The sequence below is a fragment of the Pseudogemmobacter hezensis genome (assembly GCF_013155295.1).
Classification (GTDB): Bacteria; Pseudomonadota; Alphaproteobacteria; order Rhodobacterales; family Rhodobacteraceae; genus Pseudogemmobacter; species Pseudogemmobacter hezensis.
This window is the reverse complement of record NZ_JABJXT010000010.1, coordinates 105772-130994: the sequence shown is the minus strand read 5'-3', so window position 1 is coordinate 130994 and position 25223 is coordinate 105772. Positions and strand designations below refer to the sequence as shown.

Annotated in this window: 24 protein-coding genes; 11 read left to right on the top strand and 13 right to left on the bottom strand. The window is 63.7% G+C overall.

Going from position 1 to position 25223, the window contains the following annotated elements; all coding sequences use genetic code 11:
• Window positions 1-66: 66 nt before the first annotated feature.
• The 6 genes from HOY34_RS12850 to nagB are packed head-to-tail and all read left to right on the top strand — an operon-like array spanning window position 67 to window position 5969.
• The gene (locus tag HOY34_RS12850) at window positions 67-939 is read left to right on the top strand and encodes a carbohydrate ABC transporter permease (protein WP_172363480.1); all 873 of its coding nucleotides are present in this window, start codon (window positions 67-69) and stop codon (window positions 937-939) included.
• Window positions 939-1805: a carbohydrate ABC transporter permease gene (locus tag HOY34_RS12845; protein ID WP_172363478.1), complete on the top strand. Its 867-nt coding sequence runs from the start codon at window positions 939-941 to the stop codon at window positions 1803-1805. Before HOY34_RS12850 ends, HOY34_RS12845 begins: the two co-directional genes overlap by 1 nt.
• Window positions 1806-1808: 3 nt before the next feature.
• Entirely contained in the window at window positions 1809-3320 is a 1512-nt protein-coding gene (gene argH / locus HOY34_RS12840; protein ID WP_172363476.1) for an argininosuccinate lyase, read from the top strand.
• Window positions 3320-4357, top strand: coding sequence for an ABC transporter ATP-binding protein (locus HOY34_RS12835; RefSeq protein ID WP_172363474.1), 1038 nt, complete (start codon window positions 3320-3322; stop codon window positions 4355-4357). Before argH ends, HOY34_RS12835 begins: the two co-directional genes overlap by 1 nt.
• A 2-nt stretch (window positions 4358-4359) precedes the next feature.
• Window positions 4360-5253 (top strand): ROK family protein, encoded by an 894-nt coding sequence (locus HOY34_RS12830; protein ID WP_172363472.1) that lies wholly within the window; start codon window positions 4360-4362, stop codon window positions 5251-5253.
• Window positions 5250-5969, top strand: a complete 720-nt coding sequence (nagB, locus tag HOY34_RS12825; protein WP_172363470.1) for a glucosamine-6-phosphate deaminase — start codon at window positions 5250-5252, stop codon at window positions 5967-5969. Before HOY34_RS12830 ends, nagB begins: the two co-directional genes overlap by 4 nt.
• 70 nt (window positions 5970-6039) lie before the next feature.
• Here nagB and HOY34_RS12820 read toward each other — a convergent pair whose 3' ends face one another.
• Window positions 6040-7956 (bottom strand): potassium transporter Kup, encoded by a 1917-nt coding sequence (locus tag HOY34_RS12820; RefSeq protein ID WP_172363468.1) that lies wholly within the window; start codon window positions 7954-7956, stop codon window positions 6040-6042.
• Between the two features lie 162 nt (window positions 7957-8118).
• Between HOY34_RS12820 and HOY34_RS12815 the strand changes: the two genes are divergently transcribed.
• A complete protein-coding gene (locus HOY34_RS12815) occupies window positions 8119-9651 on the top strand; it encodes a sensor histidine kinase (protein ID WP_172363466.1) in 1533 nt (510 codons plus the stop codon).
• Complete coding sequence (locus HOY34_RS12810; RefSeq protein ID WP_172363464.1) at window positions 9648-10337, top strand: response regulator; 690 nt, start codon at window positions 9648-9650, stop codon at window positions 10335-10337. Before HOY34_RS12815 ends, HOY34_RS12810 begins: the two co-directional genes overlap by 4 nt.
• 197 nt (window positions 10338-10534) lie before the next feature.
• On the opposite strand, the gene HOY34_RS12805 is transcribed toward HOY34_RS12810, so the two are convergent.
• The 8 genes from HOY34_RS12805 to mbhE form a co-directional block, all read right to left on the bottom strand.
• A complete protein-coding gene (locus HOY34_RS12805; RefSeq protein ID WP_172363462.1) occupies window positions 10535-11137 on the bottom strand; it encodes a glutathione S-transferase family protein in 603 nt (200 codons plus the stop codon).
• A gap of 182 nt (window positions 11138-11319) precedes the next feature.
• Window positions 11320-11610 carry a monovalent cation/H(+) antiporter subunit G gene (gene mnhG / locus HOY34_RS12800; protein WP_172363460.1) on the bottom strand — a complete coding sequence of 97 codons (291 nt, stop codon included), beginning with the start codon at window positions 11608-11610 and terminating at the stop codon, window positions 11320-11322.
• Entirely contained in the window at window positions 11603-11899 is a 297-nt protein-coding gene (locus tag HOY34_RS12795) for an MrpF/PhaF family protein (RefSeq protein ID WP_172363458.1), read from the bottom strand. The genes mnhG and HOY34_RS12795 overlap by 8 nt, the downstream gene beginning before the upstream one ends.
• Window positions 11899-12408, bottom strand: a complete 510-nt coding sequence (locus tag HOY34_RS12790) for a Na+/H+ antiporter subunit E (protein WP_172363456.1) — start codon at window positions 12406-12408, stop codon at window positions 11899-11901. Before HOY34_RS12790 ends, HOY34_RS12795 begins: the two co-directional genes overlap by 1 nt.
• Window positions 12405-13907 carry a Na+/H+ antiporter subunit D gene (locus HOY34_RS12785; protein WP_172363454.1) on the bottom strand — a complete coding sequence of 501 codons (1503 nt, stop codon included), beginning with the start codon at window positions 13905-13907 and terminating at the stop codon, window positions 12405-12407. Before HOY34_RS12785 ends, HOY34_RS12790 begins: the two co-directional genes overlap by 4 nt.
• Window positions 13904-14266: a Na+/H+ antiporter subunit C gene (locus HOY34_RS12780; protein ID WP_172363452.1), complete on the bottom strand. Its 363-nt coding sequence runs from the start codon at window positions 14264-14266 to the stop codon at window positions 13904-13906. The genes HOY34_RS12785 and HOY34_RS12780 overlap by 4 nt, the downstream gene beginning before the upstream one ends.
• Entirely contained in the window at window positions 14266-14679 is a 414-nt protein-coding gene (locus HOY34_RS12775) for a Na+/H+ antiporter subunit B (RefSeq protein WP_172363450.1), read from the bottom strand. Before HOY34_RS12775 ends, HOY34_RS12780 begins: the two co-directional genes overlap by 1 nt.
• On the bottom strand, window positions 14676-16922 hold the full coding sequence (gene mbhE, locus HOY34_RS12770) for a hydrogen gas-evolving membrane-bound hydrogenase subunit E (RefSeq protein WP_172363448.1): 2247 nt from the start codon (window positions 16920-16922) through the stop codon (window positions 14676-14678). Before mbhE ends, HOY34_RS12775 begins: the two co-directional genes overlap by 4 nt.
• A 122-nt stretch (window positions 16923-17044) precedes the next feature.
• Between mbhE and HOY34_RS12765 the strand changes: the two genes are divergently transcribed.
• Complete coding sequence (locus HOY34_RS12765; RefSeq protein ID WP_172363446.1) at window positions 17045-17941, top strand: LysR substrate-binding domain-containing protein; 897 nt, start codon at window positions 17045-17047, stop codon at window positions 17939-17941.
• A gap of 9 nt (window positions 17942-17950) precedes the next feature.
• On the opposite strand, the gene HOY34_RS12760 is transcribed toward HOY34_RS12765, so the two are convergent.
• The 3 genes from HOY34_RS12760 to HOY34_RS12750 all read right to left on the bottom strand — a co-directional run bounded on the left by HOY34_RS12760 (window position 17951) and on the right by HOY34_RS12750 (window position 22060).
• Entirely contained in the window at window positions 17951-19120 is a 1170-nt protein-coding gene (locus HOY34_RS12760; RefSeq protein WP_172363444.1) for a glycosyltransferase, read from the bottom strand.
• Between the two features lie 76 nt (window positions 19121-19196).
• Window positions 19197-20657 (bottom strand): mannose-1-phosphate guanylyltransferase/mannose-6-phosphate isomerase, encoded by a 1461-nt coding sequence (locus tag HOY34_RS12755; protein ID WP_172363442.1) that lies wholly within the window; start codon window positions 20655-20657, stop codon window positions 19197-19199.
• 236 nt (window positions 20658-20893) lie between these two features.
• Window positions 20894-22060 (bottom strand): nucleotide sugar dehydrogenase, encoded by a 1167-nt coding sequence (locus tag HOY34_RS12750; protein ID WP_172363541.1) that lies wholly within the window; start codon window positions 22058-22060, stop codon window positions 20894-20896.
• A gap of 232 nt (window positions 22061-22292) precedes the next feature.
• Here HOY34_RS12750 and HOY34_RS12745 point away from each other — a divergent pair, with 232 nt between their 5' ends.
• On the top strand, window positions 22293-23138 hold the full coding sequence (locus HOY34_RS12745) for an arginase family protein (protein WP_172363440.1): 846 nt from the start codon (window positions 22293-22295) through the stop codon (window positions 23136-23138).
• Between the two features lie 157 nt (window positions 23139-23295).
• On the top strand, window positions 23296-23841 hold the full coding sequence (locus tag HOY34_RS12740) for a YaeQ family protein (RefSeq protein WP_172363438.1): 546 nt from the start codon (window positions 23296-23298) through the stop codon (window positions 23839-23841).
• A gap of 112 nt (window positions 23842-23953) precedes the next feature.
• Here the strand turns inward: HOY34_RS12740 and HOY34_RS12735 are convergent, their stop codons facing one another.
• Window positions 23954-25207: a YncE family protein gene (locus HOY34_RS12735; protein WP_172363436.1), complete on the bottom strand. Its 1254-nt coding sequence runs from the start codon at window positions 25205-25207 to the stop codon at window positions 23954-23956.
• Window positions 25208-25223 lie beyond the last annotated feature (16 nt).

The window sequence follows — 25223 nt, the reverse complement described above, 5'->3', positions numbered from 1 at the left end:
CGCGGAATGCAGCCCGCCCATTCTCTGCCGCCGCCCCTGAAGATGCGCCCTGCCTCGGGCCTGAAAATGCGGACCAGACGCCTTTTGTGGATCTGGAGCTTTCTGGCCCTGCCGGTGCTGTTTTACAGCGCGATCCGCTTTTATCCGACCCTTGAGGCCTTCTACCTGTCGCTGACAAACTGGGATCTGCTGTCCGATCCCGAATATATCGGCCTTGAGAATTACAAACGCCTCTTTGCTGATCCGAAATTCTGGCAGGTGTTTCGCAATACCTTCCTTTATCTGATCATCGGCACCCCGGTCTCGCTGATACTGGCCTTCGTGATCGCCTATTTCCTGGATCGCATCCGCTTTGGTCACACCTTCCTGCGGGCGCTTTATTTCCTGCCCTTCATCACCACGGCCTCGGCCATGGCCTGGGTCTGGCGCTGGTTCTATCAGCCCGCCCCGACCGGCATCATCAACAATTTCCTGGGCTCGCTGGGGATCAGCCCGATCCCATTTCTCAGCTCGGTCGAGCTGGCGCTGCCCTCGATCACCTTCACCGCGATCTGGGCGGGCTTAGGCTTTCAGGTCATCATCTTCATGGCGGGGCTGCGGGCCATCCCCTCGACCTATTATGAGGCCGCGCGGATCGACGGGCTGAATGACTGGCAGGTATTGCGCAAGATCACCCTGCCGCTTTTGAAACCGACAACGGTTTTTCTGGTGGTCTTTTCCTCGATCGGCTTCCTGCGCATTTTCGATCAGGTCTACAATATGAGCTCGATCGACCCCGGCGGGCCGCTTGGATCAACCAAGCCATTGGTTCTGATGATCTATCAGACCGCCTTTTCCTCTTATGAGATGGGCTATGCCTCGGCGCAGACCGTGGTTCTTTTCACCATCCTGCTGGTGATCTCCCTGTTGCAACTCTGGATCATGCGAGAGCGCGGCTGATGACATCGCCCCCCAAAGCCCCCACACCGCCCTTTGCCTCTTTGCCCTTTGCCCGCGTCAGGCCGGGAAAAATCATCACCTGGACCCTGCTGTTCATCGGCGGGGTGATGATGGTGACGCCGCTTTTGTTCATGTTCTCGACCTCGCTGAAAACCTCGGGGCAGATCTATGACCTGCGGCTGATCCCGGCTGATCCGACGATACAGAACTATGTCACCGTGCTGGCGGATGGCCGCTTTCTGAAATGGTTCATGAACTCGATGCTGATCGCCACGGTGGTCACGCTTTCGAACCTCTTCTTCGACAGCCTGGTCGGCTATACACTGGCCAAGTTTGAATTCCGTGGCCGCAAGCTGATCTTCATTGCGATCCTTTCCACCCTGATGATCCCCACCGAAATGCTGGTGATCCCCTGGTATCTGATGAGCGCCAATCTGGGCTGGCTTGACAGCTATTGGGGCATCATGTTCCCCGGCATGATGACGGCCTTCGGCACCTTCCTGATGAAGCAATTCTTCGAGGGCGTGCCCAATGACTTCCTTGAGGCCGCCCGCATCGACGGCCTGAACGAGTTTGAAATCTGGTGGAAAATCGCCATGCCGCTGGTGACGCCCGCCCTGTCGGCGCTGGCCATCTTCACCTTCCTTGGCAACTGGACGGCGTTTTTCTGGCCGCTGATCGTCACCACCTCGCCCGAGCTTTACACCCTGCCCATCGGCCTGACCTCTTTCGCGGTCGAGCAGTCGATCCAATGGGAAATGATCATGACCGGCGCGGCTTTGGCCACGATCCCCACCCTTGTAATCTTCCTGGCATTGCAGCGCTATATCGTGCGTGGCGTGATGCTGGCCGGTCTGAAAGGCTAAGCCATGGCGCAGCAGCCCCTTCCCCCCGACACTTCGGTCTTTCCCGATCCGGTCTATAAGGACACCGTCCTGCGGCCGCTGTTTGACGGGTCAAAAACCCATCACGTCCAGGCCTTCCGCGCCGTCGACCGCGCCCATCTGGTGATGCTCAGCGAGACCGGCATCCTGCCGCAAGAGACCGCCGCCACCATCGCCCGTGCGCTTGCCGCTATGGAGACAGAGATCGACCCGGCCACCCTGACCTATACCGGCGAGGTCGAGGATTACTTCTTCCTGACCGAAAAAGAGCTGAAGGCGCGGGTCGGCGCGGATATCGGCGGGCGGCTGCATACGGCGCGCTCGCGCAATGACATCGACCATACGCTTTTCAAACTGGCGCTGAAGCCGCGGCTTGACCAGCTTCTGGCCGAGGCCCGCGCCCTTTGCGCTGCCCTGATCGTAAAGGCCCGCGCCGGGCATAAGACCCTGATCGTCGCCTATACCCACGGCCAGCCCGCCCAGCCCACCACCTTCGGGCATTACCTTTCGGCGGCGATTGAGATCCTTCTGCGCGACATCTCCCGGATCGAGGCGGCGCGCGATGTGGTGAACCTGTCCTCGATGGGGGCTGCCGCGATCACCACCTCTGGCTTTGCGATCGACCGCGCCCGGGTGGCCGAGCTGCTGGGCTTCAGGGGCCCGCAGCAAAACAGCTATTCCTGCATTGCGGCGGTCGATTACATCACCGCCACCTATTCCGCGCTTGAGCTTTTGTTCCTGCATCTGGGCCGCCTTATTCAGGACTTCCAGTTCTGGACCGCCTTTGAGGTCGGCCAGCTGCATGTGCCCAATGCCCTGGTGCAGATCTCTTCCATCATGCCGCAAAAGCGCAATCCGGTGCCGATCGAGCATATGCGGCATCTCTCCTCGCAAACGGTGGGGCGGGCGCGGGTCATGCTGGACATCATGCACAACACCCCCTTCACCGATATGAATGACAGCGAGGGCGAAAGCCAGGAGGCGGGCTATCAGGCCTTTGACAGCGCCAGCCGGGTGCTGCGACTGCTAAGTGCTTTCGTGGCGCAGGTGCAGGTCAATTCCGCCCGTGTGGCCGCCAATATCGACCGCAGCTGCATCACCATCACCGAACTGGCCGACAGCCTGGTCCGCCGCGAGGGCCTGTCCTTCCGCCTGGCGCATGAAATCGCCGCCGATACCGCCCGCGCGGTCGTCGCAGCCGATACCAGCCTTACGGCAGGCGGCTTTGCCCCCTTTGCCCGGGCCTTCCTCGCCCATACCGGGCGCGACAGCACCCTGAGCCAGGCGGATTTCGCGCAGATCGTCAGCCCAGACTATTTCGTCGCCGTGCGTGACCGTTTCGGCGGCCCCGCCCCTGCCCCGATGCTGGCCGCTTTGGCCAGCTATGACCAGGCCCTGGCCCAGGCCGAGGCCCGCGCCCAGACCCTTGCGGATCACGAGACACGCGCCCGCCAGGCCCTGGACGCCGCCTTCCAAACCCTGACGGAGATCCGCTGATGGCCATGATCGAGCTGAAAAAACTGGTCAAATCCTATGGCCGCACCGACATCATCCACGGCATCGACCTGGAGATAAAAGACGGCGAATTCGTCGTCTTTGTCGGCCCCTCGGGCTGCGGGAAATCCACCACATTGCGGATGATCGCGGGCCTCGAAGAGGTCTCGGGCGGCGAGATCTGCATCGGCGGCACCCTGGTCAACGATATGGACCCCAAAGAGCGCAATATCGCCATGGTGTTCCAGAATTACGCGATCTACCCGCATATGAGCGTGCGCCAGAACATCGCATTCGGTCTTTATACCGCGAAAATGTCCAGACAGGACAAGGACAAGCGCGTCAGCGAGGCGGCCGAAACCCTGGGCCTGACCCAATATCTTGACCGCCGCCCGGCTGCCCTGTCCGGGGGCCAGCGCCAGCGTGTCGCCATCGGTCGCGCGATGGTGCGCTCGCCCTCGGCCTTCCTGTTCGACGAGCCGCTTTCAAACCTTGATGCCCAGCTGCGCGCGCAGATGCGGATCGAGATCAAGGCCCTGCACCAGCGCCTTGGCACCACCATCGTCTATGTCACCCATGACCAGGTCGAGGCGATGACCATGGCCGACCGCATCGTGGTGATGAATGGAGGGCATATCCTGCAGGCAGGCGCCCCGATGGATCTTTATGAAAACCCCGTCGATGTCTTTACCGCCCGTTTCATCGGCAGCCCTTCGATGAATATCGTGCAGGGCCGTGAGGGCGCGGATGGGATCACCTCTGATCCTGGTGGCAATCTGAAACTGGGCATCCGCCCGCAGGATCTGCTGGTCAATCAGCCCGTGCCCGACCCCGTGCTTACGCTTTCCGGCCCGGTCACCGTGGTCGAGCCCCTGGGCCATGAAACCCTTGTCCATTTCCAGGCCGCAGGCCAGACGGTGATCGGCACCGCCCCGGGCGGCCAGGCCCCTGCCGTGGGCAGCCAGGTCACAGCCGCCCTGCCCCGTGGCCGGCTTTACACCTTCGATGCCACCAGCGAGAAATCCCTGGGCCGCAAATGATCATGGCCCCGCATCAGCGTTTTCTGGGTGTCGATATCGGCGGCACCAAGGTTCTGGCCGTTCTGACCGATGCCAGGGGCCAGGTTCTGGCCGAGCACCAGCAGCCGACCGATACCCGCGGCGGTGCCCATCTGGCCGATCAGCTGCTGGCAATCAGCCAGCGGCTTGACCCGAAGGGCGCGGCTTTGGCCGTGGGTGTCGGCCTGCCGGCCTCGGTCGATCCGCGCAGCCACGCGCTCAGCCTTATCCCCAATATCGCCGATATGGAGGGGACGCATTTCCACGCCCTGCTGACCGCGCGGTTTGGCCCGCAGCTGCGGCTGGAGAACGACGTCAATACCGCCGCCCTTGCCGAGGCCCGGGCTGGCGAAGCGGGTGATCCTCTGGCCTTCATCGCCATAGGCACCGGCATTGGCATGGGGCTGGTCGCCAATGGCGGGCTATTGCGCGGCATGGCGGGGGCGGCGGGCGAGATCGCGCTTTTGCCCATCGGCGGTGATGCGCGTGATGCCTTCCGGCGCGGCTCTGGCGCGCTTGAGGACTGTCTGGGCGGCAGCGGCTGGCGGGCGGCCTGTCAGGCAGCAGGCGCTGCGCCCGATGCCGATCTGGCGGCGCTTTTCGCCTCGGACGATCCGGTGTTTGAGCGGGTGCTGCACGCCCAGGCCGATCTGCTGGCGCAGGCGGTTCTGGCGGTCAGCGCCGTAGCCGCGCCCGAGGTTTTCGTCTTTGGCGGCTCTATCGGCGGACAGCCGCGTCTGCTGGCGGCGGTTCAGGCCGTTTTGCCGCAGTATTTCACCACTCCCCCCCGGTTGCGCCCCTCGGTATTGGGGCATCGGGCGGGGGCCATCGGCGCCGCTTTGGCCGCCGCAGATCTGTGTAAAAAGCCAGGCAGATGAATCTTCACATCCTTAAAGACGCCGGGGCCGTGGCGCGGGCGGCTGCCTCTCTTATTGCGCAAAAAGTGAAATCCGCAGAGATCCGCACGCTGGGCCTTGCCACCGGGCGCAGCCCGATTGCGGTCTATGACGATCTCTCTGCCCGGGTCGCGGCAAAAGAGCTGTCCTTCGCCGGGATCACCAGTTTCAATCTGGATGAATATATCGGCCTTTCGGCGCAAAACCCCGCCTCTTTCCATGCCTTCATGCAGCGCCATTTCTTTGGAAAGGTGACGCTGGCCGCCCATCACCTGCCCGATGGCATGGCCGCAGACCCGGCCCATGAAGCGCAATCCTTTGAAAATGCAATAAAACAGGCGGGCGGCATTGATCTTCAGCTTTTGGGGATCGGGCGAAACGGCCATATCGGCTTCAATGAACCAGGCTCGGCGCTCGACAGTCGCACCCGGCTGGTTACCCTCAGCGACAGCACCCGCAGCGCCAATGCCCCCGATTTCCCCACCCCCGGGGATGTGCCCCACAGCGCCCTGACCATGGGCATCGGCACCATCCTTGAGGCGCGTGAGCAGTTGCTGATCGCCACCGGAACAGCCAAGGCCTGCGCAATCCGCGCCGCTTTGCGCGGGCCTGTCAGTGCCGATTGCCCGGCCTCGGCGCTACAATTGCACGCTTTGGTCCATGTGTTTATCGACGAGGATGCTGCGGCTTTGCTGTGATGCATGGCCCTGGCAGGCGGCGGATCATCACCACGACGCTGACGGCCGCCGGGAACTGCGGGCGCATCGCTCAGAGGCTGACCTGATTGCCGATCTCAACCACCCGCCCGGCGGGGATGCGGAAATAGTCCTGGGCGGTGGCTGCATTCCGGGACATCCAGATGAAAATTCGCGCCTGCCACATCGGCATTTTGCTGCGCACCGAGGGGCGCAGACTGCGGCGCGACAGGATGAACGAGGTCGACATGATGTCGAATTTCAGCCCGCGCTGCCGCGCCAGCATCAGGGCGCGTGGCACATCCGGGTCTTCGGCATAACCATAGTGCAGGGTGATGCGGCGAAAGCCGGGCGCGATCTCTTCGATGCGCATCCGCGTCTCATCGCTCAGCCGGGGCAGGTCGCGCGTCACGATCGACAGGATGATGTTTTGCTCATGCAGGGCGCGGAAGTGTTTCAGACTGTGGAAAAGCGCCACCGGGGCCTTGTCGGGCGAGGCGGTCAGAAAGACAGCAGTGCCCGCCACCTTTGCGATACGCTCAGACCCCAGCTTGCCGACCAGCGCGGTCAGGGGCAGCTGGCCCTCGCCCTCACGCGCCAGAACAATCGCCGAGCCGCGCCGCCAGATCAGCATCACCGCCAGCATAACCGCCGCCAGCGCCAGCGGCACATAGCCGCCATCCGCCACCTTCATCAGGTTCGAGCCGAAGAACACCAGCTCCAGGACTACCAGCGGCCCGAGGATCGCCAGAATGGCAATCACCGGCCAGCGCCAGTGCCAGCGCACCACCACCACCGCCAGCAAAGAGGTGACCAGCATCGCGCCCGAAACCGAGATCCCATAGGCCGCCGCCAGCGCCGAGGAGCTGCCAAAGGTCACCACCAGCGCCAGCACGCCGAACATCAGCAACCCATTGACCAGCGGGATATAGATCTGGCCCTGCTGTTCCTCTGAGGTCTGGCGGATCCGCATCCGGGGCAAAAGCCGCAGCTGGATCGCCTGTTGCACCAGCGAGAATGCCCCCGTGATCACCGCCTGGGCGGCAATCACCGTCGCCAGCATCGCCAGCACCACCATCGGCACCAGCATCTGCGGCGGATACATCAGGTAAAGGGGGCTTTCCAGCGCCTCGGGGCGGGTCAGCAGCTCTGCCCCCTGGCCCAGATAGTTCAGCACCAGCGCCGGGAATGTCAGGTAGAACCAGCCGATCCGGATCGGACGCGCGCCGAAATGACCCATATCGGCGTAAAGCGCCTCGGCCCCGGTCACCGCCAGAAAGACCGAACCCAGCACCGCCAGCGCAACGCCCTGATGCGCCATCAGAAAGCTGGCCGCGTGATGCGGCGACAGGGCGGCCAGCACCTCAGGCGCGTCCTGCAGCCGCCACAGGCCCCCGGCCGCCAGCACCAGAAACCACAAAAGCATCACCGGGCCGAAAAAGCGCGAAACAAGGTCGGTGCCGTGCTTTTGCACCCAAAACAGCGCGACAATCACCGCCATGGCGACCGGCTCGATAAAAGGCGCGCTGCCCGGGGCGATCAGCTTCAGCCCCTCAACCGCCGAAAGAACCGAAACCGCCGGCGTGATCACCGCATCGCCAGAGAACAGCGCCGCCCCCAGGATCCCCAGCACCACCAGCACCAGGGCGCGCCGCCCCTGCATCCTGCCAAGCGCCCGCTGCGCCAGCGCCAGCAGCGACAGCGTGCCCCCCTCGCCGTCATTGTCGGCCCGCAAAAGGATCACCACATATTTGACCGAGACAATCAGCGTCAGCGTCCAGACGATCAGCGAGATGACGCCAAAGATATTCTCGCGCGGCACATGGCCGGGGGTGGCACCGCTGGCGATCATCGCCTCCCGCAGGGCATAAAGCGGCGAGGTGCCTATATCGCCGTAAACCACGCCCAGAACGCCCAGCGTCAGCGCGGCCATCGCGGGTTTGCGGGCCTGATGTCCGTCCGTGGCGGGGGTCAGGGGGTGCTCGTGCATTTTGCTCTCCGGTCTGGCCGGGGATGCGGGCAAAGCGCAGGCCCCTGGCGCTATCCCGGATTTCTGCGCATCCGCGTAAGGAAGCGATGGGGAAAGCCGCCGCAGATATAAGGATTCCATAAAGACGGTGGACAAATTCCTGCGCCGGGGTTTGATCAGCGCATGGATCCTGCATTTCCGCCCCCCTCTGGCCCTGTCCGCGCCGGCCCTTTGTCACAGCGGCCGCTGCAGCTGCTTGTGGCGGTGCTGGTCCTGGCGCTGGTGACGCTGATCCTGGTGTCTTCGCGCGGCTGGATGAGCGAGATCGTCGCGCTTTTGGTCCTGCTGATGGCGGTGCTGATCAATGCGGCGGCCTTTGGTTTCTGGCCGGGGATCGGCTCGGCGGTGGCGGCAGTGGCGGTGTTCAACTTCTTCTTCATCGAGCCGCAGTTCACGCTGATGGCGGCGCGACCCCAGGACATGATCGTGCTGGTTGCCTTCCTGGCCGCAGCCGGGCTGACGGGCTTTCTGGCGGGGCGGATGCGCGAGCAGGTCGATACCGCGCGAGACCGGGCGCTGGTGCTGACGGTGCTGTCCTCGGCCAGCAGCGCGCTGAATGCGGCGCAAAGTGAGACCCAGGTTCTGGCCGCCGCCACCCGCCATATTGCCGCCCTGTCAGATGCGCCCGTCGCGGTGCTGACGCGCCTGGGCGAGGTGCTGCAGCCCCAGCCTGGCGGCCCGGACCTGCGGCCCGCCGATTATCAGGCCGCCGGGCAGGCGCTTTTGCGCGGCAGGCGCGAGGATGGCATTGCCGAGGGCTGGACCGGATCGCATCTGACCTTCCACCCGCTGCCTCTGGGCGAAGAGGCGCGTTATGCCATCGGGCACCGTCTGCCAAATGCCACCGACCGGGACGCAGGCTATCGCGGTGAGGCGATCGATTCTGTGCTGCGCCAGGCCGGGGCGACGCTGGAGCGGCTGGAACTGGCCCGCAAGGCAGGGGAAGAGCGGGAAACCTCTGAACGCCAGATGCTGCGGGCGGCGCTGCTGTCGTCGCTGTCCCATGATCTGCGCACGCCGCTTGCCACTATCCTTGGCTCGGTCACCACGCTGCGCGATCTGCGCGAAGGGCTGACGCCAGAGGCCCAGTCCGATCTGATCGATGCCGCATCTGAGGAAGCCGAGCGCCTGGCCCGCTATGTCGAAAAGCTGTTGCAGATGACGCGGCTGGTCAGCGGCGCGGCCGTGGCATTCAGCCCGGTCGCCCCCGCAGATTGCGCACGTGCGGCCGCCGCCCGGGCGCGGCGCGCCTGGCCTGCCTGCCAGATCCGCACCGATCTGCCCGATCTGGCGCTGGTCATGGCCGAGGCAGGGCTGGTCGAACAGGTCGTGTTCAGCCTGATCGAAAATGCGCAACGCTACGCGCCGGGCCCGATCACGGTGACTGGGTCGCAGATGGGGGATCAGATCCGGCTTGAGGTGCATGACAGTGGCGCGGGCCTGCCTGCCCCGGTCGCGGCCTGGCTGGCCACGCCCGATCTGACACGCGGCGAAGAGAACAGCGGCCTTGGCCTGCCGATCTGCAAGGGGATCGCCCGGCTGCTGGGCGGCAGGCTTGAGGCCCACATGAACCCCTCACCGGGCGGCGGCAGCCAGATCGCCCTTGTCCTGCCCATAGCCCCTGCCCTTTCCACAGCCCCGGACAGCCGCAGATGAGCGAGCGTCAGCTGATCCTGATCGTGGATGACGAGCCACAGATCCAACGCTTCCTTGTTCATGCGCTTGGGGCTTCGGGCTATGACACCGCGCTGGCCGCCAATGGCGCCGAGGCGCTGGCGGCAGTGGCGCAGCTGCGCCCCGATCTGATGATCCTTGATCTTGGCCTGCCCGATATGAACGGCAAAACCGTGATCGAGCGCCTGCGGGCCGACAGTGATCTGCCGGTGATCGTGCTCTCGGCCCATGACCAGGAGATGGAGAAGATCCTGGCGCTGGATCTGGGCGCGAATGACTTTGTCGCCAAACCCTTTGCCATCGGCGAGTTGCTGGCGCGGCTGCGGGCCTCGTTGCGGCCAAAGCGTGGGGCCGGGGCCCAGGCGCTGTTGCGCAGCGGCGATCTGACCCTGTCGCGGGACTTGCGCCAGGTCTTTGTTGGCGCCGAAGAGGTCAGGCTGACGCCAAAAGAGTTCGATCTCTTGCTGGCCCTGCTGGAGCAGCCCGACCGGATTGTGACGCATCGCCAGCTGCTGCTGCGCGTCTGGGGCCCGGCGCATGTTGCGGATGTCGCCTATTTGCGGGTCTTTATCGGGCAGCTGCGCCAAAAGCTGGAAGCCGTCGGCTTTGACGCCAGCGCCATCCGCACCGAGGCTGGCATCGGCTATCGCTGGATCAACCCGACCTGACGTTTTGCGCAAGTGCATGAGGCACGCGCAGCGGGCCTTGCAAAACAGATCAGCACCACAAAATGCAAATCCTGCAATCACACGGCCCGCCCGCAGCCCCTGGCGCATGGCGCGCGGACTGACGGGCAATAGCCTCAGGCCTCTGGACGCTCAGCGCTGCTGCATGGGCCAGGGTTGCACGACCAGAGCGGCACGGGTCAGGGTTGGGCCGGCATCTCGGTCGGCATCGTTTCGGCAAAGGACGGACGCGCCCGGAGCCGCTGCGACAACGCATCAAGCCGCGCGATCTGCGGCATCCATTCCGCGCCACCAAAACGGAAATGCAGGTAATCCACCAGGGTCACCGTGGCAATCACGGCCAGATCGGGATCAGGGCGCTCCAGCGCCGCTGCCTGCGCCTCAAGCGTATCAAGGGCGGTGACAATCGAACGGCGACGGCGCAGCCCGACCGCAGAGGTGTCAAAACCGGCATCGGTCGCCCGCCGCCCGATGATGATGGCAGCGGCAGCCTCAATCGCGCCAACCGCGATCCCCGCCAGCGCCAGCGCCGCAGTATTGTAAAGCGGCGGCTGCGGATACTCACGATCCATCCAGGCGATAATCATCTGGCTTTCGCTCAGCGCGGTGCCATCATCAAGCACAAGCGCCGGAACCCGGCAGCTGGGATTGGCACGGATCAGATCCGGTGCATCCTGCCAGGGATTGACCAGGACCGGCTCGACCGAGGGCACCGCCTTCTCGATCAGAGCAATCCGCACCATACGTGCGAATGGTGAACTTGTGCTGTAAAACAATCTCACCGCATTTCCCCCCTGCTGGATATGCCGCGCTTATATAGGGTCACACCCGGAAACCATAAGCCATAATCCGATCCGCGCATGGTGAAACGACAGGCCAGAGCGCAGCCCTGGTGATGAGCCAGACGCTTTGGTCTCAGGGGATGCAATGATCGGGTCCATGCCGCTTTCGCGCCGGGGCCGGGTTACCTGCGCCCTGTCAGCCTGCGCCAAAGCGCCGCCCGCCCCAGCAGATGCGCCCCGATGGGCGCGGTCAGAAAGATGAACAGGATCGCAAAGCCCGCCCTGGTGGCCGCGCTGAGTGTTCCGATATCGACCGCCGCCGCCAAAAGCGCCAGCGCCCCGGCGAATGAGCCAACCTTCGACGAAGCATGCATCCGCGTCAGCACATCGGGGAAGCGCAGCACGCCAAGCGCCGCAATCAGCGCAAATCCCCCCGCCAGCAGGGCAAGAATGCCAGTTATGACCTCAATCATTCTGATCGCTCCTGCGGGCAAGCCGTCCGGCATATCGCGCCAGCGCCACGACCGAGACAAAACTGACCAATGCCAGGGCCACCGCGATATCGAGATAGCCCTCAACCTGCGCCCTGACCGCGAACAGCCCGCAAAAGCCGATGATCGCCGAGGTCATCATATCCAGCGCCACCACCCGGTCGGCCAGCTCTGGCCCGCGCCAAAGCCGCACAAAGCCAAGGGCAATCGAAAGCGCGATCAGGCCAAGGCCGGTGTTCAGGCAAATCGCCAGGAAGTCTGTGGGTGTCATCAGCGGAATACCTCTCTGACGCGATGCTCCATTCCGCTGCGCAGATCGGCGATCACCGCATCCGCATCCGCCGCATAGATCGAGTGGATCAGCAGATGGCTTTTGTCTTTCGCCACATCCAGCGTCAGCGTGCCCGGGGTCAGGGTGATCAGATTGGCCAGCACAAAGATCTCAAGATCGCTTTTCGGACCGATCGGGAAGGTCACGATTGCCGGATGCAGACGGGGGCGGCGGGCGATACAGTCACGCGCCACCATCAGGCAGGATTTTACCAGCTCTTTCAGGAAATAGACAAACAGGATCAGCACCTGCGGCAAAACGCGGAAATAGCGCGGGCCGTAGCGGTCATGCGCAGGGCCTTCCTGGCCGCGGCCCGGGGCCAGTCTGCGCCCGAACCACAGCGCGACAAAGCCAATGACGAAACCGCCCGCCAGATCCAGCGGCGCAAAGCTGCCCCAAAGCGCGGCATATCCAAGAGCCAGCAGCAGGTTCATCGCCAGAAGGGTCATGATGCGCGCCCCCGCAACACCGTCTCGATATAGGCGGCGGGATCCAGCAACTGCCCGGCGCCAATCGTGGCAAAGCTGATGAAGGGCTGCGGGAAAATGCCGATCAGCACCGTCATCGCCGCCAGCACGATGATCGGCGCCAGCATCAGCCAGCGCGGGCGGGCGGGGATATCGGAAAGCCTGGGCCAGGAGCCATTGGGATGGGGTTTCCAGAAGGCCTCGGCCCAGATTTTGGTCATCGAGTAAATCGTCAGAAGCCCGGTCAGAAGCGCGACAAAGGCAACCAGCCCCATGCCCGCATCCAGCGAGGCCCTGACCAGCACATATTTGGCCCAGAACCCCGACAGCGGCGGAAAACCCGCCAGCGAAAAGGCCGGGATCAGGAACAAAACCGCCAGCAGCGGCGCGGATCTGTAAAGCCCGCCAATCGCGTAAAGATCAGAGCTGCCCGTCAGGCGGCGCGAGACCCCCGCAATCAGGAAAAGGTTCGCCTTCACGATGATATGGTGCAGCAGGTAAAACACGCCCCCCATCAGCGCCAGCGGCGACATCAGCGCCAGACCCAGCACCATATAGCCGATCTGGCTGACGATATGGAACGAGAGGATCTTGCGAAAATCGCTTTGCGCCGCCGCCCCCAGCACCCCGCTCAGCATGGTCAGACAGGCGGTCCAAAGCAGGATCTGATGCGTATAGCCCTGGTCATGGGTGAAAATCAGCGTGAAGCTGCGGATCAGCGCATAGACGCCCACCTTGGTCAAAAGCCCGGCAAAAACCGCCGAGACCGCGAAATGCGGCGTGTGATATGAGGCGGGCAGCCAGAAGAACAGCGGAAAGACCGCAGCCTTCAGCCCGAAGGCCAGCATGAACATCACCGCAATGACCGTCATCAGCCCGGGGTCGGGATGCGCGGCGACAGCCCGGTGCAGATCGGCCATGTTCAGCGTGCCCGTTGCGCCATAGGTCAGCCCCGCCGCGCAAAGAAACAGCACCGTCGAGATCAGGTTCAGCGTGACATATTTCACCGCGCCATCAATCGCCTGCCTGCGCCCGCCGATCACCAGAAGGCCGAAGGATGAAATCAGCAGCACCTCAAACCAGACGTAAAGGTTGAAGAGGTCTCCGGTCAGGAAGGCCCCGCTCACGCCGCCGATCAGGGTCTGGAACAGCCCGTGCCAGCCCAGCCGGGTTGAGGTCTGGCCGATCTCGGCCATGGCCCAGATGGCAACCGCAAGGCTGATGATCGCGGTGATCAGCACCATGGCCGCGCTGAGGTAATCGGCCACCAGCGTAATGCCGAAAGGCGCGGGCCATGCGCTCATCTGCCCGGCGATCACGCCATGCTCCAGCACCGCCAGCAACAGCCGCACCGCCAACACCAGCGAGAGGGCCGCGCCCAGCACCGACACCCAGCCAGAGCCGCGCCGGTTGCGCAAAAGAAAGGCCAGCGCCGCCGTGAGAAAGGGCGCAAGGATCGGCAGCGCAAGGATCCAGCTCATTTTTCGCCCTCATCCGGTTCTGCCAGCCGCATCCGGTCAACCTCCAGATGGCCAAAGCTGCGCCAGGCACGGATGGTCAGCGCCAGCGCGAAAGCGAAAAGGCCAAAGCCGATGACAATCGCGGTCAAAAGCAGCGCCTGGGGCAAGGCATTCGCCATCTCATGCCCGGGCAGAGCCCCGCCCGGCCCCAGCAGGGGGGGCGCGGCCCCGGTCAGGCGGCCCGCGGCAAAGATCGCCAGATTGACCGCGTTTGACAGCAGCAAAAGCCCGAACAGAAAGCGCAAAAGATTGCCTGACAGCATCAGCCAGACCGCCGCAGCCGTCAGCAGACCCGACAAAAGCGCGAGCACGGTTTCCATCAGCCGACCTCCTCCCCCAGATCCTCCAGCGCGAAGATCAGCGTCAGGACACCGCCGATCACGGCCAGATAGACGCCGATATCGAACAGCAGCACGCTTGAGATTTTGTAACCTGCGATCTCTGCCCAGATGCCCTGAAACGGGGCCGCCCCCAAAGGCCCCGCCATCAGCCCTGCGATCAGCGCGCAGATCAGCCCCCAGGTGCCAATGCTGCGCGGATCAACCCGCAGGGCACGCCGCGCCTCGGCCACGCCACTGGCAAAGGCATGGATGGCAAAGCCACAGGCCGCGATCAGCCCGCCGATAAAGCCGCCGCCCGGCGCATTATGGCCGCGCAGCAGCACATAGACCGAAAAGACCAGGAAAAGCGCGACCAGAAACCGGGCCCCGGTGCTGAGAATAAGCGAGTTCATTCGCGCCCCCCTGCCGCTTTGCGTTTCAGCAGCGCATAGGCCCCGATCGCGGCCAGCAGCACCACCGTCAGCTCGCCAAAGGTGTCAAAGGCGCGGAAATCCACGAGGATCACATTGACGATGTTCAGCCCATGCGCCTGCGCGTAAGAGCCTTCCTCGAAAAAGCGGGTGATATGGCGGTCAAGCGGATGCGAGACGATGGCCAGGATGGTCAGCGTAACACACAGGCCAACCGCCAGCGCGATCCCCGCATGCAGCAGCTGTTTGCGGGGCGAGCGGCGCTCGATGATGCCAGGCAGGCGCAGCATGGCGATCCCGAACAGCACCGCCGAAAGGGTCTCGACCATCAGCTGCGTGGTGGCGACATCCGGCGCCCCAAACAGGATGAAGATCAGCGCAACCCCGATCCCGACCGTGCCGATCCCGGCGATATTGGCAATGCGGGAGCCAGGCACCAGCGCCAGCACCGCCCCCGCCAGCGTAAAGCCCGCGATCAGCCACAAAAGGGGCGAGGCCGAAAGCGCGATCGCAATGACAGGGCGCTTCAGGATCAGGGTCACCCCCAGCGTCAGCGCAAGGGTGACGAAGGTCGCGGTCAGATAATGGCTCAGCCGCCCGGTCTGGATCAGCCGCGACTGCCAGAGCGCAAAGGCCCGGAACCCGTCCAGAAACCGATCCCAGCCGGGATCAAAGCCCGGCAGGCGGGCAAGACCCGCCGCTATGGCACGGCGCAGCGTATCGCGGGCCAGACAGATCAGCGTGCCTAGCGCGAAGGTGGCAAGGCTAAGGGCGAAGGGCAGGTTCAGCCCGGCCCAAAGATGCAGATCGGCGGCATGAGGCTGGTCCAGGCTGATCGTGACCGCCACGCTCACAAAGGGCTGCAAAAGCCCTGCAGCAAGGCCGCAGCCAAGCCCCAGGACACCCAGCAGCAAAGGGCCCGCCAGCATCTGCCAGCCCACCTCATGCGGGGGGTGCGGCGGCGCGATGGGCTGGCCCCAGAAGGGGCGCAGCGCCACGATCCCCGCCACCGCAAACATCAGCGCATTGGCCAGCAGAACCCCCGCTGTCACCAGGCCCGGCACAGGCAGCGTGCCCGCCCCGGCATAAAGCAGCTCTTTGCCGATCCAGCCGAGCATCGGCGGCAGCCCCGCCATTGAGGCCGCCGCCAGCGCAGCCGCCAGCGCAGTCAGCGGCATGGCCCGGCGCAGACCGCCTAAATGCGCCACCTCACGCGTGCCGGTGGCGTGATCTATGGCACCGACCACCATGAAAAGCGCCGCCTTATAAAGCGAATGCACGATCAGAAAGGTGATCGCGGCCGTCAGCGCATAGGGTGATCCGCCCGCCAGAAACAGCGTGATCGTGCCCAGAGCCATCAGCGTCGTATAGGCCAGCGCCTGTTTCAGATCGCTTTGGCGCAGCGCGAATACCGAGGCCATCACCGCCGTCAGCAGGCCCGCCGCGGTCAGCGTGCCGCTCCAGGCGGCGGTATCGCCCAGCGTCGGATGCAGCCGCGCCAGCAGATAGACGCCCGCCTTCACCATGGTTGCCGAATGCAGATAGGCCGAGACCGGGGTCGGCGCGGCCATCGCATTTGGCAGCCAGAAATGGAACGGAAACTGCGCCGATTTGGTAAAGGCCCCCAGCAAAACCAGCCCAAGGATCGGCAGGTAAAGCGGGTGGTCCTGCAAGCCCCCGGAGGCAAGGATCTGCGCCAGATCATGGCTGCCCGCCGCCATGCCGATCAGAATAAACCCGGCCAAAAGCGCAAGCCCGCCGCCCCCCGTCACCAGCAGGGCCTGCAACGCATTGCGCCGCGCCTTTGGCTGATCGTTGTTGAAGCCGATCAGCAGGTAGGAGGTGACCGAGGTCAGCTCCCAGAACACGAAGAGGGTGATCAGATCGCGGGCCAGCACCAGGCCCAGCATCGACAGCATGAAGAGAAACAGAAACAGCACAAACCGCCCGAACTGCGGATGATCGCCCATATAGCCGGTGGCATAAAGAAAGATCAGCGCCCCGATCCCGGTGATCAGCAGCGCGAAAATCAGCGAAAGCCCGTCCAGCATAAAGCCCAGCGAAATCCCCAGCGAGGGCGCCCAGGCCCAGCTGGCCAGCAAAACCTCTCCGCCCAGCACAGCCTGCGCCTGCATGGCGACAGCTATGGCAAGGCCCAGCGAGATCAGGGCTGCCGCATAGCCCCAAACCCGGGATGCGCCCGGCGCGGAATGGTCTGATGGCATATCGGTTCGCAGCCTCTGCGCTTTGCGGGGTTCAGAGCTGACACAGGATCTAGCGAAATCGGTTTCCGGATGGAAATAGATAATGATATAGCTTGTTATAGCTGTTATAAATAAGAGGTCTCATGCCCAGCCTGCAACAGCTGCGCTATCTGGTGGCCCTGGCCGATACGCTGAATTTCAGCCAGGCGGCTGAGGCCTGTCGGGTGGCACAGCCCACGCTCAGCATTCAGCTCAAAGAGCTTGAGGCCCGGCTGGGCGCCCGCCTTGTGGAACGCACCCGGGCAAGGGTTTCGCTGACACCCACCGGCCAGGAGGTGGCCAGGCGGGCCCGCGCCATGCTCGACAGTCTTGAGGACATCCGCGAGATCGCAAGGCGCAACGACCCTATGGCCCCGCCCGCGCTGTTGCAGATCGGCGTGGTGCATACGGTTGGGGCCTATGCGCTGGCGGTGGCGATGCCGGATCTGCGCAGGGCCTTCCCCCAGACCAGGCTGCGGGTGCGTGAAGAGCGCAGCGATGTGCTGGTGCGCCAGCTGATTGACGGCGCCCATGATGTGATCTTGCTGCCCGAAGCCGTGGACCGCCCCGATCTGGAATGCCACCCTCTGATATCAGAGCCGCTGATGGTCGTCCTGCCCGTCGATCACCGGCTGGCAGGGCAGGCGCAGATCCAGCCCGCCGACCTTGCAGGCGAGACCATTCTGGCGATGGATTTCGGCCCGCAGCTGCAAGACCAGATCATCCGTTTTTGCACCGCTGCGGGCGCGCATCTGGCCACTGATTATGAACGCACCACCCTGGACACTTTGCGCCAGATGGTGGCGATTGGCATGGGCATCTCGCTTTTGCCGCAGCTTTATGTGCGCTCTGAGGTGCTGCGGGAAAAGCTGGTAAAGGCCCTGCCGCTGGCGGCGCAGGCCCCCCTCAGAGAGGTGTCGCTGATCTGGCGAAAAACGGCGCCCCGTGGCGCGACCTATGACGAGGTGGCCTGCATCATGAAGAAGGCGCTGACGGCCTGACACGGCCTTTCAGACCAGGGAATCTGCCGATTTTTGCGCGTGTTCCGCCCCCATATTCCTGACGCGGGTGCCCGGCTTTGAAAACCGCTGCATGGCATCGGCGATTGCCTGCCGGATCTGCAGCGTGAAAGCGGCCTCGCTGAACTGGCCCGCGTGGGATTGCAGCACGCCCGGATCCAGCCTTTGCAAAAGCCCGCTTTCCAGCTGCGCGATTGCCTCTTCCAGGGCATCAGGGGTCTGGCGATCGAAGAACACCCCGGTTTCCCCCGGTATCACCGAATCCAGCACGCCGCCGCGCCCATAGGCCACCACCGGACGGCCCGAGGCCATGACCTCAACCGGGATGATCCCGAAATCCTCTTCGCCGGGGAAAATCAGCGCCCGGCAACGGGCGAATTCTTCCTTCAGCTGCGCGAAAGGCAGTCGCCCGGTGAACTCGATATTCGGGGTGGCGATCTTCTCCAACGCCCGGCGCTCGGCCCCGTCACCGACGATCCTGAGCCTGCGCCCCGATTTCGCAAAGGCCGCCACCGCAAGATCGGGGCGCTTATAGCTGACCAGCTCGCCCGCCATCAGATAGTGATCGCCGATCTGATCGGGCGGCGCGGGACGGAATTCATCCACCGCGACAGGGGGCGCGATCACTTCGGCCTCGCGGCGGTAATAGGTCTGGATCCGCTGCGCGACAAAGCTGGAATTGGCGATGAACTGATCCACCCGCGCCGCGCTGACCACATCCCAGAGCCGCAGCCGGGGCGAGATCAAGGGCATCATCAGCCGCGACAGACGCCCGGCCCGCGCGCGGTAAGTGTGATACTGATCCCAGATATAGCGCATGGGTGAATGGCAATAGCACAGATGTAGCGCGTCCGGCCGGGGAATGATCCCCTTGGCGGGGCCGGATTCACTGGAGATGATCAGATCGAATTCCGACATATCCAGCTGTTCCAGCGCACGTGGCATCAGGGGCAGGTATTTCTGGTAATGCTTTTTTGCGCCGGGCAGCTTTGCGATAAAGGTCTCGCGGATCTCATGGCTCAGGATCAGCGGCGATAGCTTAGTGCGATCCGCGACATGGGTGATGATCACCGCATCGGGGTAAAGGCGGCACAGCGCCTCAAGCACCTTTTCGCCGCCACGCATGCCGACCAGCCAGAAATGAACGAGGGCAACACGCATAAAGGGCCTCCGGCGCGGTAAGTGATGCTGTTTCGGGGTCTTAACCAGGCAACAGATTACAGCAACCGGGGCGGATCTAGCCTTTGGCCCCCTGGCCACGGGCATAGACATCCTCATAGCGGATGATGTCATCCTCGCCGAGGTAAGACCCGGTCTGCACCTCGATCAGCACCATCGGCACCTTGCCGGGGTTCTCCATCCGGTGTTTTGAGCCCAGCGGAATATAGACCGACTGGTTTTCCGTCACCAGCTGCACGCGATCATCGACGGTGACGCGGGCGGTGCCCTCGACCACGATCCAATGTTCAGAGCGGTGGAAATGCGATTGCAGCGACAGCGCCGCGCCGGGATGGACATGGATGCGCTTGACCTGGAACCGCTCGCCAATCGCCAGGCTTTCATACCAGCCCCAGGGGCGGTAATCGCGGGGCAGCGTTTCAGCCTGGCGGGCGCCACGCGCCTTTAGCGCGGTGACCGCCAGTTTCACATCCTGCGCACGATCAGCGGCGGCCACCAGAACCGCATCGGGCATCGCCACCGCGATCAGGCCCTTCAGCCCGATGCCGACCAGCGCGACCCCCTCAGACTCGGATCGTAAAAGCGTATCCTCGCAGTCGATCGCCGTCGCCCCCCCGCCCAGCACATTGCCCGAGGCATCCGGCCCGCCTTCACGCCAGACCGCATCCCAGCCGCCCAGATCCGACCAGCCCGCCGAGAAGGGCACGACCGAAAGATTGGGCGCTTTTTCCATCACCGCATAGTCAATCGAGACATCCTCGATCCCACTCCAGGCGCCTGGGTCCAGGCGCAGAAAGCCCAGATCGGTCTGCCCGGCAGCCAGCGCCTGGCGCACGGCTTCGGTCATTTGCGGCGCGAATTCCTCATAGGCGCGGATCAGATCGGCGGTGCGGAAGAGGAAAATCCCGGCATTCCACAGGAAATGCCCCGCCGCCAGCATCTGCGCGGCGCGGGTCGCATCGGGTTTTTCGACAAAGCGGCCCAGCCGGACGGGGGCCCCGTCTTTGGTGGGGGCTGCCAGTTCCAGCCAGCCATAGCCGGTCTCGGCCCGGTCGGGGGTGATGCCAAAGGTCACGATCTGCCCGGCGGCAATCTCTGGCAGACCGCGTGCCACCGCCGCGCGAAAGGCCGCGCTGTCGGGGATCGCGTGATCCGAGGGCGCGACCAGCGCCACGGAATCCGGGTCCGCCTGATGCAGGTAAAGCGCCGCCGCCAGCACCGCAGGCGCGGTATTGCGGGCCGCAGGTTCGATCAGGATCGGGCCGGGGTCTGCGCCAATCGCCAAAAGCTGCTCGGTCACGATGAAACGGAAATCGCTGCCCGTCACCACCAGCGGGCGGGCGAATGTCAGCCCCTCGCCCTGGCCCGACAACCGCAGCGCCGAGGCCTGGAACAGCGTCTGGCCGTCAATTTCCAGCGCAAATTGCTTGGGATAGCTTTTGCGCGACAAGGGCCAGAGCCGGGTGCCAGAGCCGCCGCAAAGCAGGACCGGGGTGATCTTCTGAACTGGCTCAGCCATACGCAAACCTCATCGCAACCCCCCTTTTGGGGGCATCCGGGGCCACCACCGGCCCAATGCCCGGGGCCATCCCCCCAGGCCTTTCAAAACCACATACCAGACAAAAATCGCGGCATTCGCAAGGCCGTGCCGGGGCTTTAATCTGCCCGCCTGCTGCACCGCCCCCCACATCAGGCCCCGTCATTAAACCCCCGTGCGAAGCCCCCCTGCCCAGTCAGTGCGTTCAGGCAGCGCGTTCAGTCAGCGCCGAACAGATCGCGGGTGAAAAGCTTGTCAGCCACATCCTCCAGCTCGGGGCTGCGGCGATTGGCAAGGATCATATCCGCCTCAGACTTAAACGCCTGCAGATCGCGCAGCACCGCCGAGCCGAAGAATTCATCCTCGGAAAGCGCCGGTTCATAGACGATGACGCGGATCCCCTTGGCCTTGATCCGCTTCATGATGCCCTGGATCGAGCTTTGGCGGAAATTGTCAGAGCCCGCCTTCATCACCAGACGATAAACGCCCACAACGGCGGGGCGGCGGGCGATGATCTGTTCCGCCAGGAAATCCTTGCGGGTGCGGTTCGCATCGACAATCGCGGCGATCAGGTTCTGCGGCACCTCAGAGTAATTCGCCAGCAGCTGCTTGGTGTCTTTCGGCAGGCAATAGCCGCCATAGCCAAAGGACGGATTGTTGTAATGCGAGCCGATACGCGGGTCGAGGCAGACGCCTTCAATGATCTGGCGGCTGTCCATGTCGCGCGACAGCGAATAGCTGTCCAACTCGTTGAAAAAGGCCACCCGCATGGCAAGGAATGTATTGGCGAAAAGCTTGATCGCCTCGGCCTCAGAGGGGTCGGTGAAAAGCGTGGGGACGTCCTTTTCCTCGGCCCCCTCGATCAGCAGATCGGCAAAACGGCGCGCCCGGTCCGAGCGTTCGCCGACGATGATCCGCGAGGGATGGAGGTTGTCGTAAAGCGCCCGGCCCTCGCGCAGGAACTCGGGGCTGAAGATCACCTGATCGGTCTGGAACTCGCGGCGCATGCGCTCGACAAATCCCACCGGGATGGTTGATTTCACCACGATCACCGCATGGGCGTTGACGGCGATCACCGCGGCAATCACCGCCTCAACGCTGGAGGTGTCAAAGTAGTTGCTGGCGGTGTCGTAATTGGTGGGCGTGGCGACGATGACGAATTCGGCGTCCCGATAGGCGGCGGCCGCATCTGTGGTCGCGCTCAGCTGCAGGCTGCCGCTTTGCAAAAACGCCTCAATATCGGGGTCAACGATGGGCGAGCGCCCCTCGTTCACCATATCGACCCGTGCCTGCGTGACATCCACCGCTGTCACCTGATGATGGCGCGCCAGCAATACCGCGTTGGAAAGCCCGACATAGCCCAGCCCGGCAACAGCAATCTTCATCATCCAGATCTCCGGCCCGACAGATGCTGCGGGCGTGGCCCATCTATGCCCGGACTTTGCACTTTTGTCACTTAAACAGAGGGAAACAGCGGGTTTCCAGGATGCGCGGTGTGTCTTTGTTGCGCCTGGCGGTCGGGGCGGTCCCGGCGGCACCAGCCAGGCCGCCGTGCCTTCGTTGACAAAGCGGCAGATTGTCTTTCTGCTCTGCGATATGTTTGAAGGGAAATATCAAGTGACACCAGAGGCCAGAATTGGGATCATTCTTTCACAGGCGCGCATCGCCGACCGCACAGCCGGTGCCATTCCCGGGGCAAAGAGCCTGGCCGAAGCGCTGGCAGAAAAATTTGCGCTGAACATCACAGACTGTGCGGATCAGGCGACTGAGAACGGTGGCCACCGCGCTGACAACTGGGATGTCGCGCTGGACGAGGCAGGCCCGGTCCTGCGTCAGCTGGCCCAGGCCACCCGCGCCGCCCTTTCCTGTCAGGGCAGGGCCATTGTGATCGCCAATACCTGCTCGGCCAGCCTTGCGACATTGCCCGCGGCCGCCACAAGCGTCAGCGATCTTGCCCTGATCTGGATCGACGCCCATGCCGATTACAACACCCCGGCAACAACCGGCTCTGGCTATCTGGGGGGTATGGCGCTGGCCGGAGCTTCTGGCCTGTGGCAAAGCGGCCATGGTGCCGGAATAGCACCCGCGCGCACGCTGATCCTGGGCGCACGCGACATCGACGCCCCCGAGGCCGCGCATATCGCACAACATGCGGTGCAGGTTTTGCCGCCGGATCAGCTGACTGTGGGTGCCGTGCAAAGCTGGCTGGGCCGCCGTCCGGTCTGGATTCACATCGACTGGGACGTCATGGAGCCAGGCCTTATCCCCGCCGCCTATGCGGTGGCGCAGGGGGTGCTGCCAAATCAGCTGCAGGCGATACTGGCCGGGATCCCCTCAGACCAGATCATCGGGCTGGAGCTTGCGGAATATGAGCTTCCCTCTGACCCCGAAGCGGCACGCGCGGCGCTTGCGCTGATCCTGGACATCGTTTCCCCGATTGTGCAGCGGATGCTTGCATCGTGAGATATCTGAGGGGGGTCTTTACGGCCTCTGCCGGCTGCGCTCCCTGACCCAGGCGTGCCTTTGCAGCAAAGCATGGCGCGGGCGGTGAAGGTTTTACGCTTACCCATCCGCGCAGAACGCATTATGCACCCTCATCATCCACATCCGGGGCCCGGTCATGGCGCAAAATGCCACCATCTACAAAGTCGAGCTGTCGGTGGCCAATATGGACCGCCACTATTACGAGACCCACAGGCTGACCGTCGCCAAACATCCGTCTGAAACGGATGAGCGGCTGATGCTGCGCCTTCTGGCTTTCGCGCTGAATGCCGAAGAGGGGCTTGAGATGACCCGGGGCATTTCAACCGAGGATGAGCCGGATATCTGGCAAAAAAGCCTGAGCGGCGAGCTGGAGCTATGGGTTTGTCTGGGGCTGCCCAGCGAAAAGGTGATCCGGCAGTCCTGCAGCAAGTCCAAAAAGGTGACCGTCTACGCCTATGGCGGCAGGCAGGCCGATATCTGGTGGGACAAGATCAAAGGCAGCTCGGCACGTTTTGACAATCTGCAGGTGGTCAGCCTGACGCCCGATGACACTGCCGGGCTGGCGAAACAGGCAAATCGCTCGATGAAACTGCAGGTCAATGTGCAGGATGGCGAGGTGATGGTCAGCGTCGATGGCACCATTCTCTATATCAGCCCCGCAGAATGGAAATCTGCGGCGTAACGGCTGGCGGTATGGCCTGACCGTCACCCCCCCATATTTCAGGGGATGACGGGCTGGCCCGGACATCAGAACCCCGGGCCTCAGGGCCTCAGGGCCTCAGGGCCTCAGGGCCTCAGGGTTGCATCTTTGGCAGCCGTGAAAGGTCAAGCCGGATCACCGAATCCAGCGCACCGGGGCGGAAGGACGGATGGCTGTCTTCATGGGGTGTTTTAACGGTTACAAACAGCGTCTGGCCGTCCTCGCTCAGCTCCAGGCTGTTTGGATGCACTGGCAGCGGGATTTTGCTGCGGACGCTATAGCTGGCCGCGTCGATGACGGTCAGACCGCCCTCGCCGTTCGGATCGCGCCCGGTCACCCCGCGCCAGGTGACCCAGATCTCGTCACGCGCCGCGCTATAGACCAGATCCAGCGTGCCCGGCCCCGTATCGACCCGCGCCAGCTGGCGGCCGGTTGCGATGTCGAAAACATAGACCGCCCCGGTATTGGCATCGGCCGCAAAAAGCCGCCTCCCGCTTTGATCTGCCGCCAGATTGACGAAGAAATGCTGTGAGGCCGCAGCCCCCTCTTCGACGGTATCCCCGGTGCTGATCGTGCTGATCACCTTGCCCGCACGCGGATCAATGACGCTGATCTCACTGATGCCGCCGCCGCTGGCGAAGAAATTCCCGCTCTGTTCATCAAGCGCCAGCCCGGCAGGCCATAACCCCCCCCCGATGCGGTGAAGGATCTTGCCCGTCGGCAGATCCACCACCCATACCAGACCAGGCTCTGACGGGCTGGTGACCAGGGCAAGCCCCCGCGCGGTATCGGGCAGGATCATCCGGCTGCGCTCGACCCCGCCATCGGGAAGGGGCTGGCCCAGCTGGATCTCGGCCAGCAGCTGGCCGCCACGCGCGTCGATGACGCTCATGGTGCCATCCATCGTATGGCCCGCGTAAAGACGCCCGGTGCTGCGATCAAGCGCCAGCGCGAAGGGTCGCCGCTTCAGCTGGATCTGGCGGATCGGCCGCAGATCACTGGCGTCGAGAACATGGATATAGCCCAGCCCGGCATTCTCGAATGAGGGCACCGAGGCTACAAAAAGCAGCCCTTCTTCGGGCCAGTGAACGATCTCATAGGCGCCGGGAATGCTGTCCGTGCGGGTGATCGCAGCAGCAAGCGCCACCGTCTCAGCCGGGATGGCAGTGGCGGTGGTAGCAGTGGCGGTGGTGGCAGGTGCCTCGGCCAGCGCCGGGGTGGAAATTGACAGCGCCGGAACGGCAAGGGCCAATGCCGAAACGGCAAGATTCAGCGCCGGAACGGCAAGATTCAGTGCATATATGGCAGGCAACAGCCGCCGAAGGTGGGCAGACAAAGGATGTTTCATGATGATCCCATCCTGG

Excerpts from the sequence above, each read along its gene's own strand:
- HOY34_RS12850 (WP_172363480.1), top strand. The coding sequence starts at position 67 with ATGCGGACCAGACGCCTTTTGTGGATCTGGAGCTTTCTGGCCCTGCCG.
- HOY34_RS12845 (WP_172363478.1), top strand. The coding sequence starts at position 939 with ATGACATCGCCCCCCAAAGCCCCCACACCGCCCTTTGCCTCTTTGCCC.
- argH (WP_172363476.1), top strand. The coding sequence starts at position 1,809 with ATGGCGCAGCAGCCCCTTCCCCCCGACACTTCGGTCTTTCCCGATCCG.
- HOY34_RS12835 (WP_172363474.1), top strand. The coding sequence starts at position 3,320 with ATGGCCATGATCGAGCTGAAAAAACTGGTCAAATCCTATGGCCGCACC.
- HOY34_RS12830 (WP_172363472.1), top strand. The coding sequence starts at position 4,360 with ATGGCCCCGCATCAGCGTTTTCTGGGTGTCGATATCGGCGGCACCAAG.
- nagB (WP_172363470.1), top strand. The coding sequence starts at position 5,250 with ATGAATCTTCACATCCTTAAAGACGCCGGGGCCGTGGCGCGGGCGGCT.
- HOY34_RS12820 (WP_172363468.1), bottom strand. The coding sequence starts at position 7,956 with ATGCACGAGCACCCCCTGACCCCCGCCACGGACGGACATCAGGCCCGC.
- HOY34_RS12815 (WP_172363466.1), top strand. The coding sequence starts at position 8,119 with ATGGATCCTGCATTTCCGCCCCCCTCTGGCCCTGTCCGCGCCGGCCCT.
- HOY34_RS12810 (WP_172363464.1), top strand. The coding sequence starts at position 9,648 with ATGAGCGAGCGTCAGCTGATCCTGATCGTGGATGACGAGCCACAGATC.
- mnhG (WP_172363460.1), bottom strand. The coding sequence starts at position 11,610 with ATGATTGAGGTCATAACTGGCATTCTTGCCCTGCTGGCGGGGGGATTT.
- HOY34_RS12795 (WP_172363458.1), bottom strand. The coding sequence starts at position 11,899 with ATGACACCCACAGACTTCCTGGCGATTTGCCTGAACACCGGCCTTGGC.
- HOY34_RS12790 (WP_172363456.1), bottom strand. The coding sequence starts at position 12,408 with ATGACCCTTCTGGCGATGAACCTGCTGCTGGCTCTTGGATATGCCGCG.
- HOY34_RS12785 (WP_172363454.1), bottom strand. The coding sequence starts at position 13,907 with ATGAGCTGGATCCTTGCGCTGCCGATCCTTGCGCCCTTTCTCACGGCG.
- HOY34_RS12780 (WP_172363452.1), bottom strand. The coding sequence starts at position 14,266 with ATGGAAACCGTGCTCGCGCTTTTGTCGGGTCTGCTGACGGCTGCGGCG.
- HOY34_RS12775 (WP_172363450.1), bottom strand. The coding sequence starts at position 14,679 with ATGAACTCGCTTATTCTCAGCACCGGGGCCCGGTTTCTGGTCGCGCTT.
- mbhE (WP_172363448.1), bottom strand. The coding sequence starts at position 16,922 with ATGCCATCAGACCATTCCGCGCCGGGCGCATCCCGGGTTTGGGGCTAT.
- HOY34_RS12765 (WP_172363446.1), top strand. The coding sequence starts at position 17,045 with ATGCCCAGCCTGCAACAGCTGCGCTATCTGGTGGCCCTGGCCGATACG.
- HOY34_RS12760 (WP_172363444.1), bottom strand. The coding sequence starts at position 19,120 with ATGCGTGTTGCCCTCGTTCATTTCTGGCTGGTCGGCATGCGTGGCGGC.
- HOY34_RS12755 (WP_172363442.1), bottom strand. The coding sequence starts at position 20,657 with ATGGCTGAGCCAGTTCAGAAGATCACCCCGGTCCTGCTTTGCGGCGGC.
- HOY34_RS12750 (WP_172363541.1), bottom strand. The coding sequence starts at position 22,060 with ATGAAGATTGCTGTTGCCGGGCTGGGCTATGTCGGGCTTTCCAACGCG.
- HOY34_RS12740 (WP_172363438.1), top strand. The coding sequence starts at position 23,296 with ATGGCGCAAAATGCCACCATCTACAAAGTCGAGCTGTCGGTGGCCAAT.
- HOY34_RS12735 (WP_172363436.1), bottom strand. The coding sequence starts at position 25,207 with ATGAAACATCCTTTGTCTGCCCACCTTCGGCGGCTGTTGCCTGCCATA.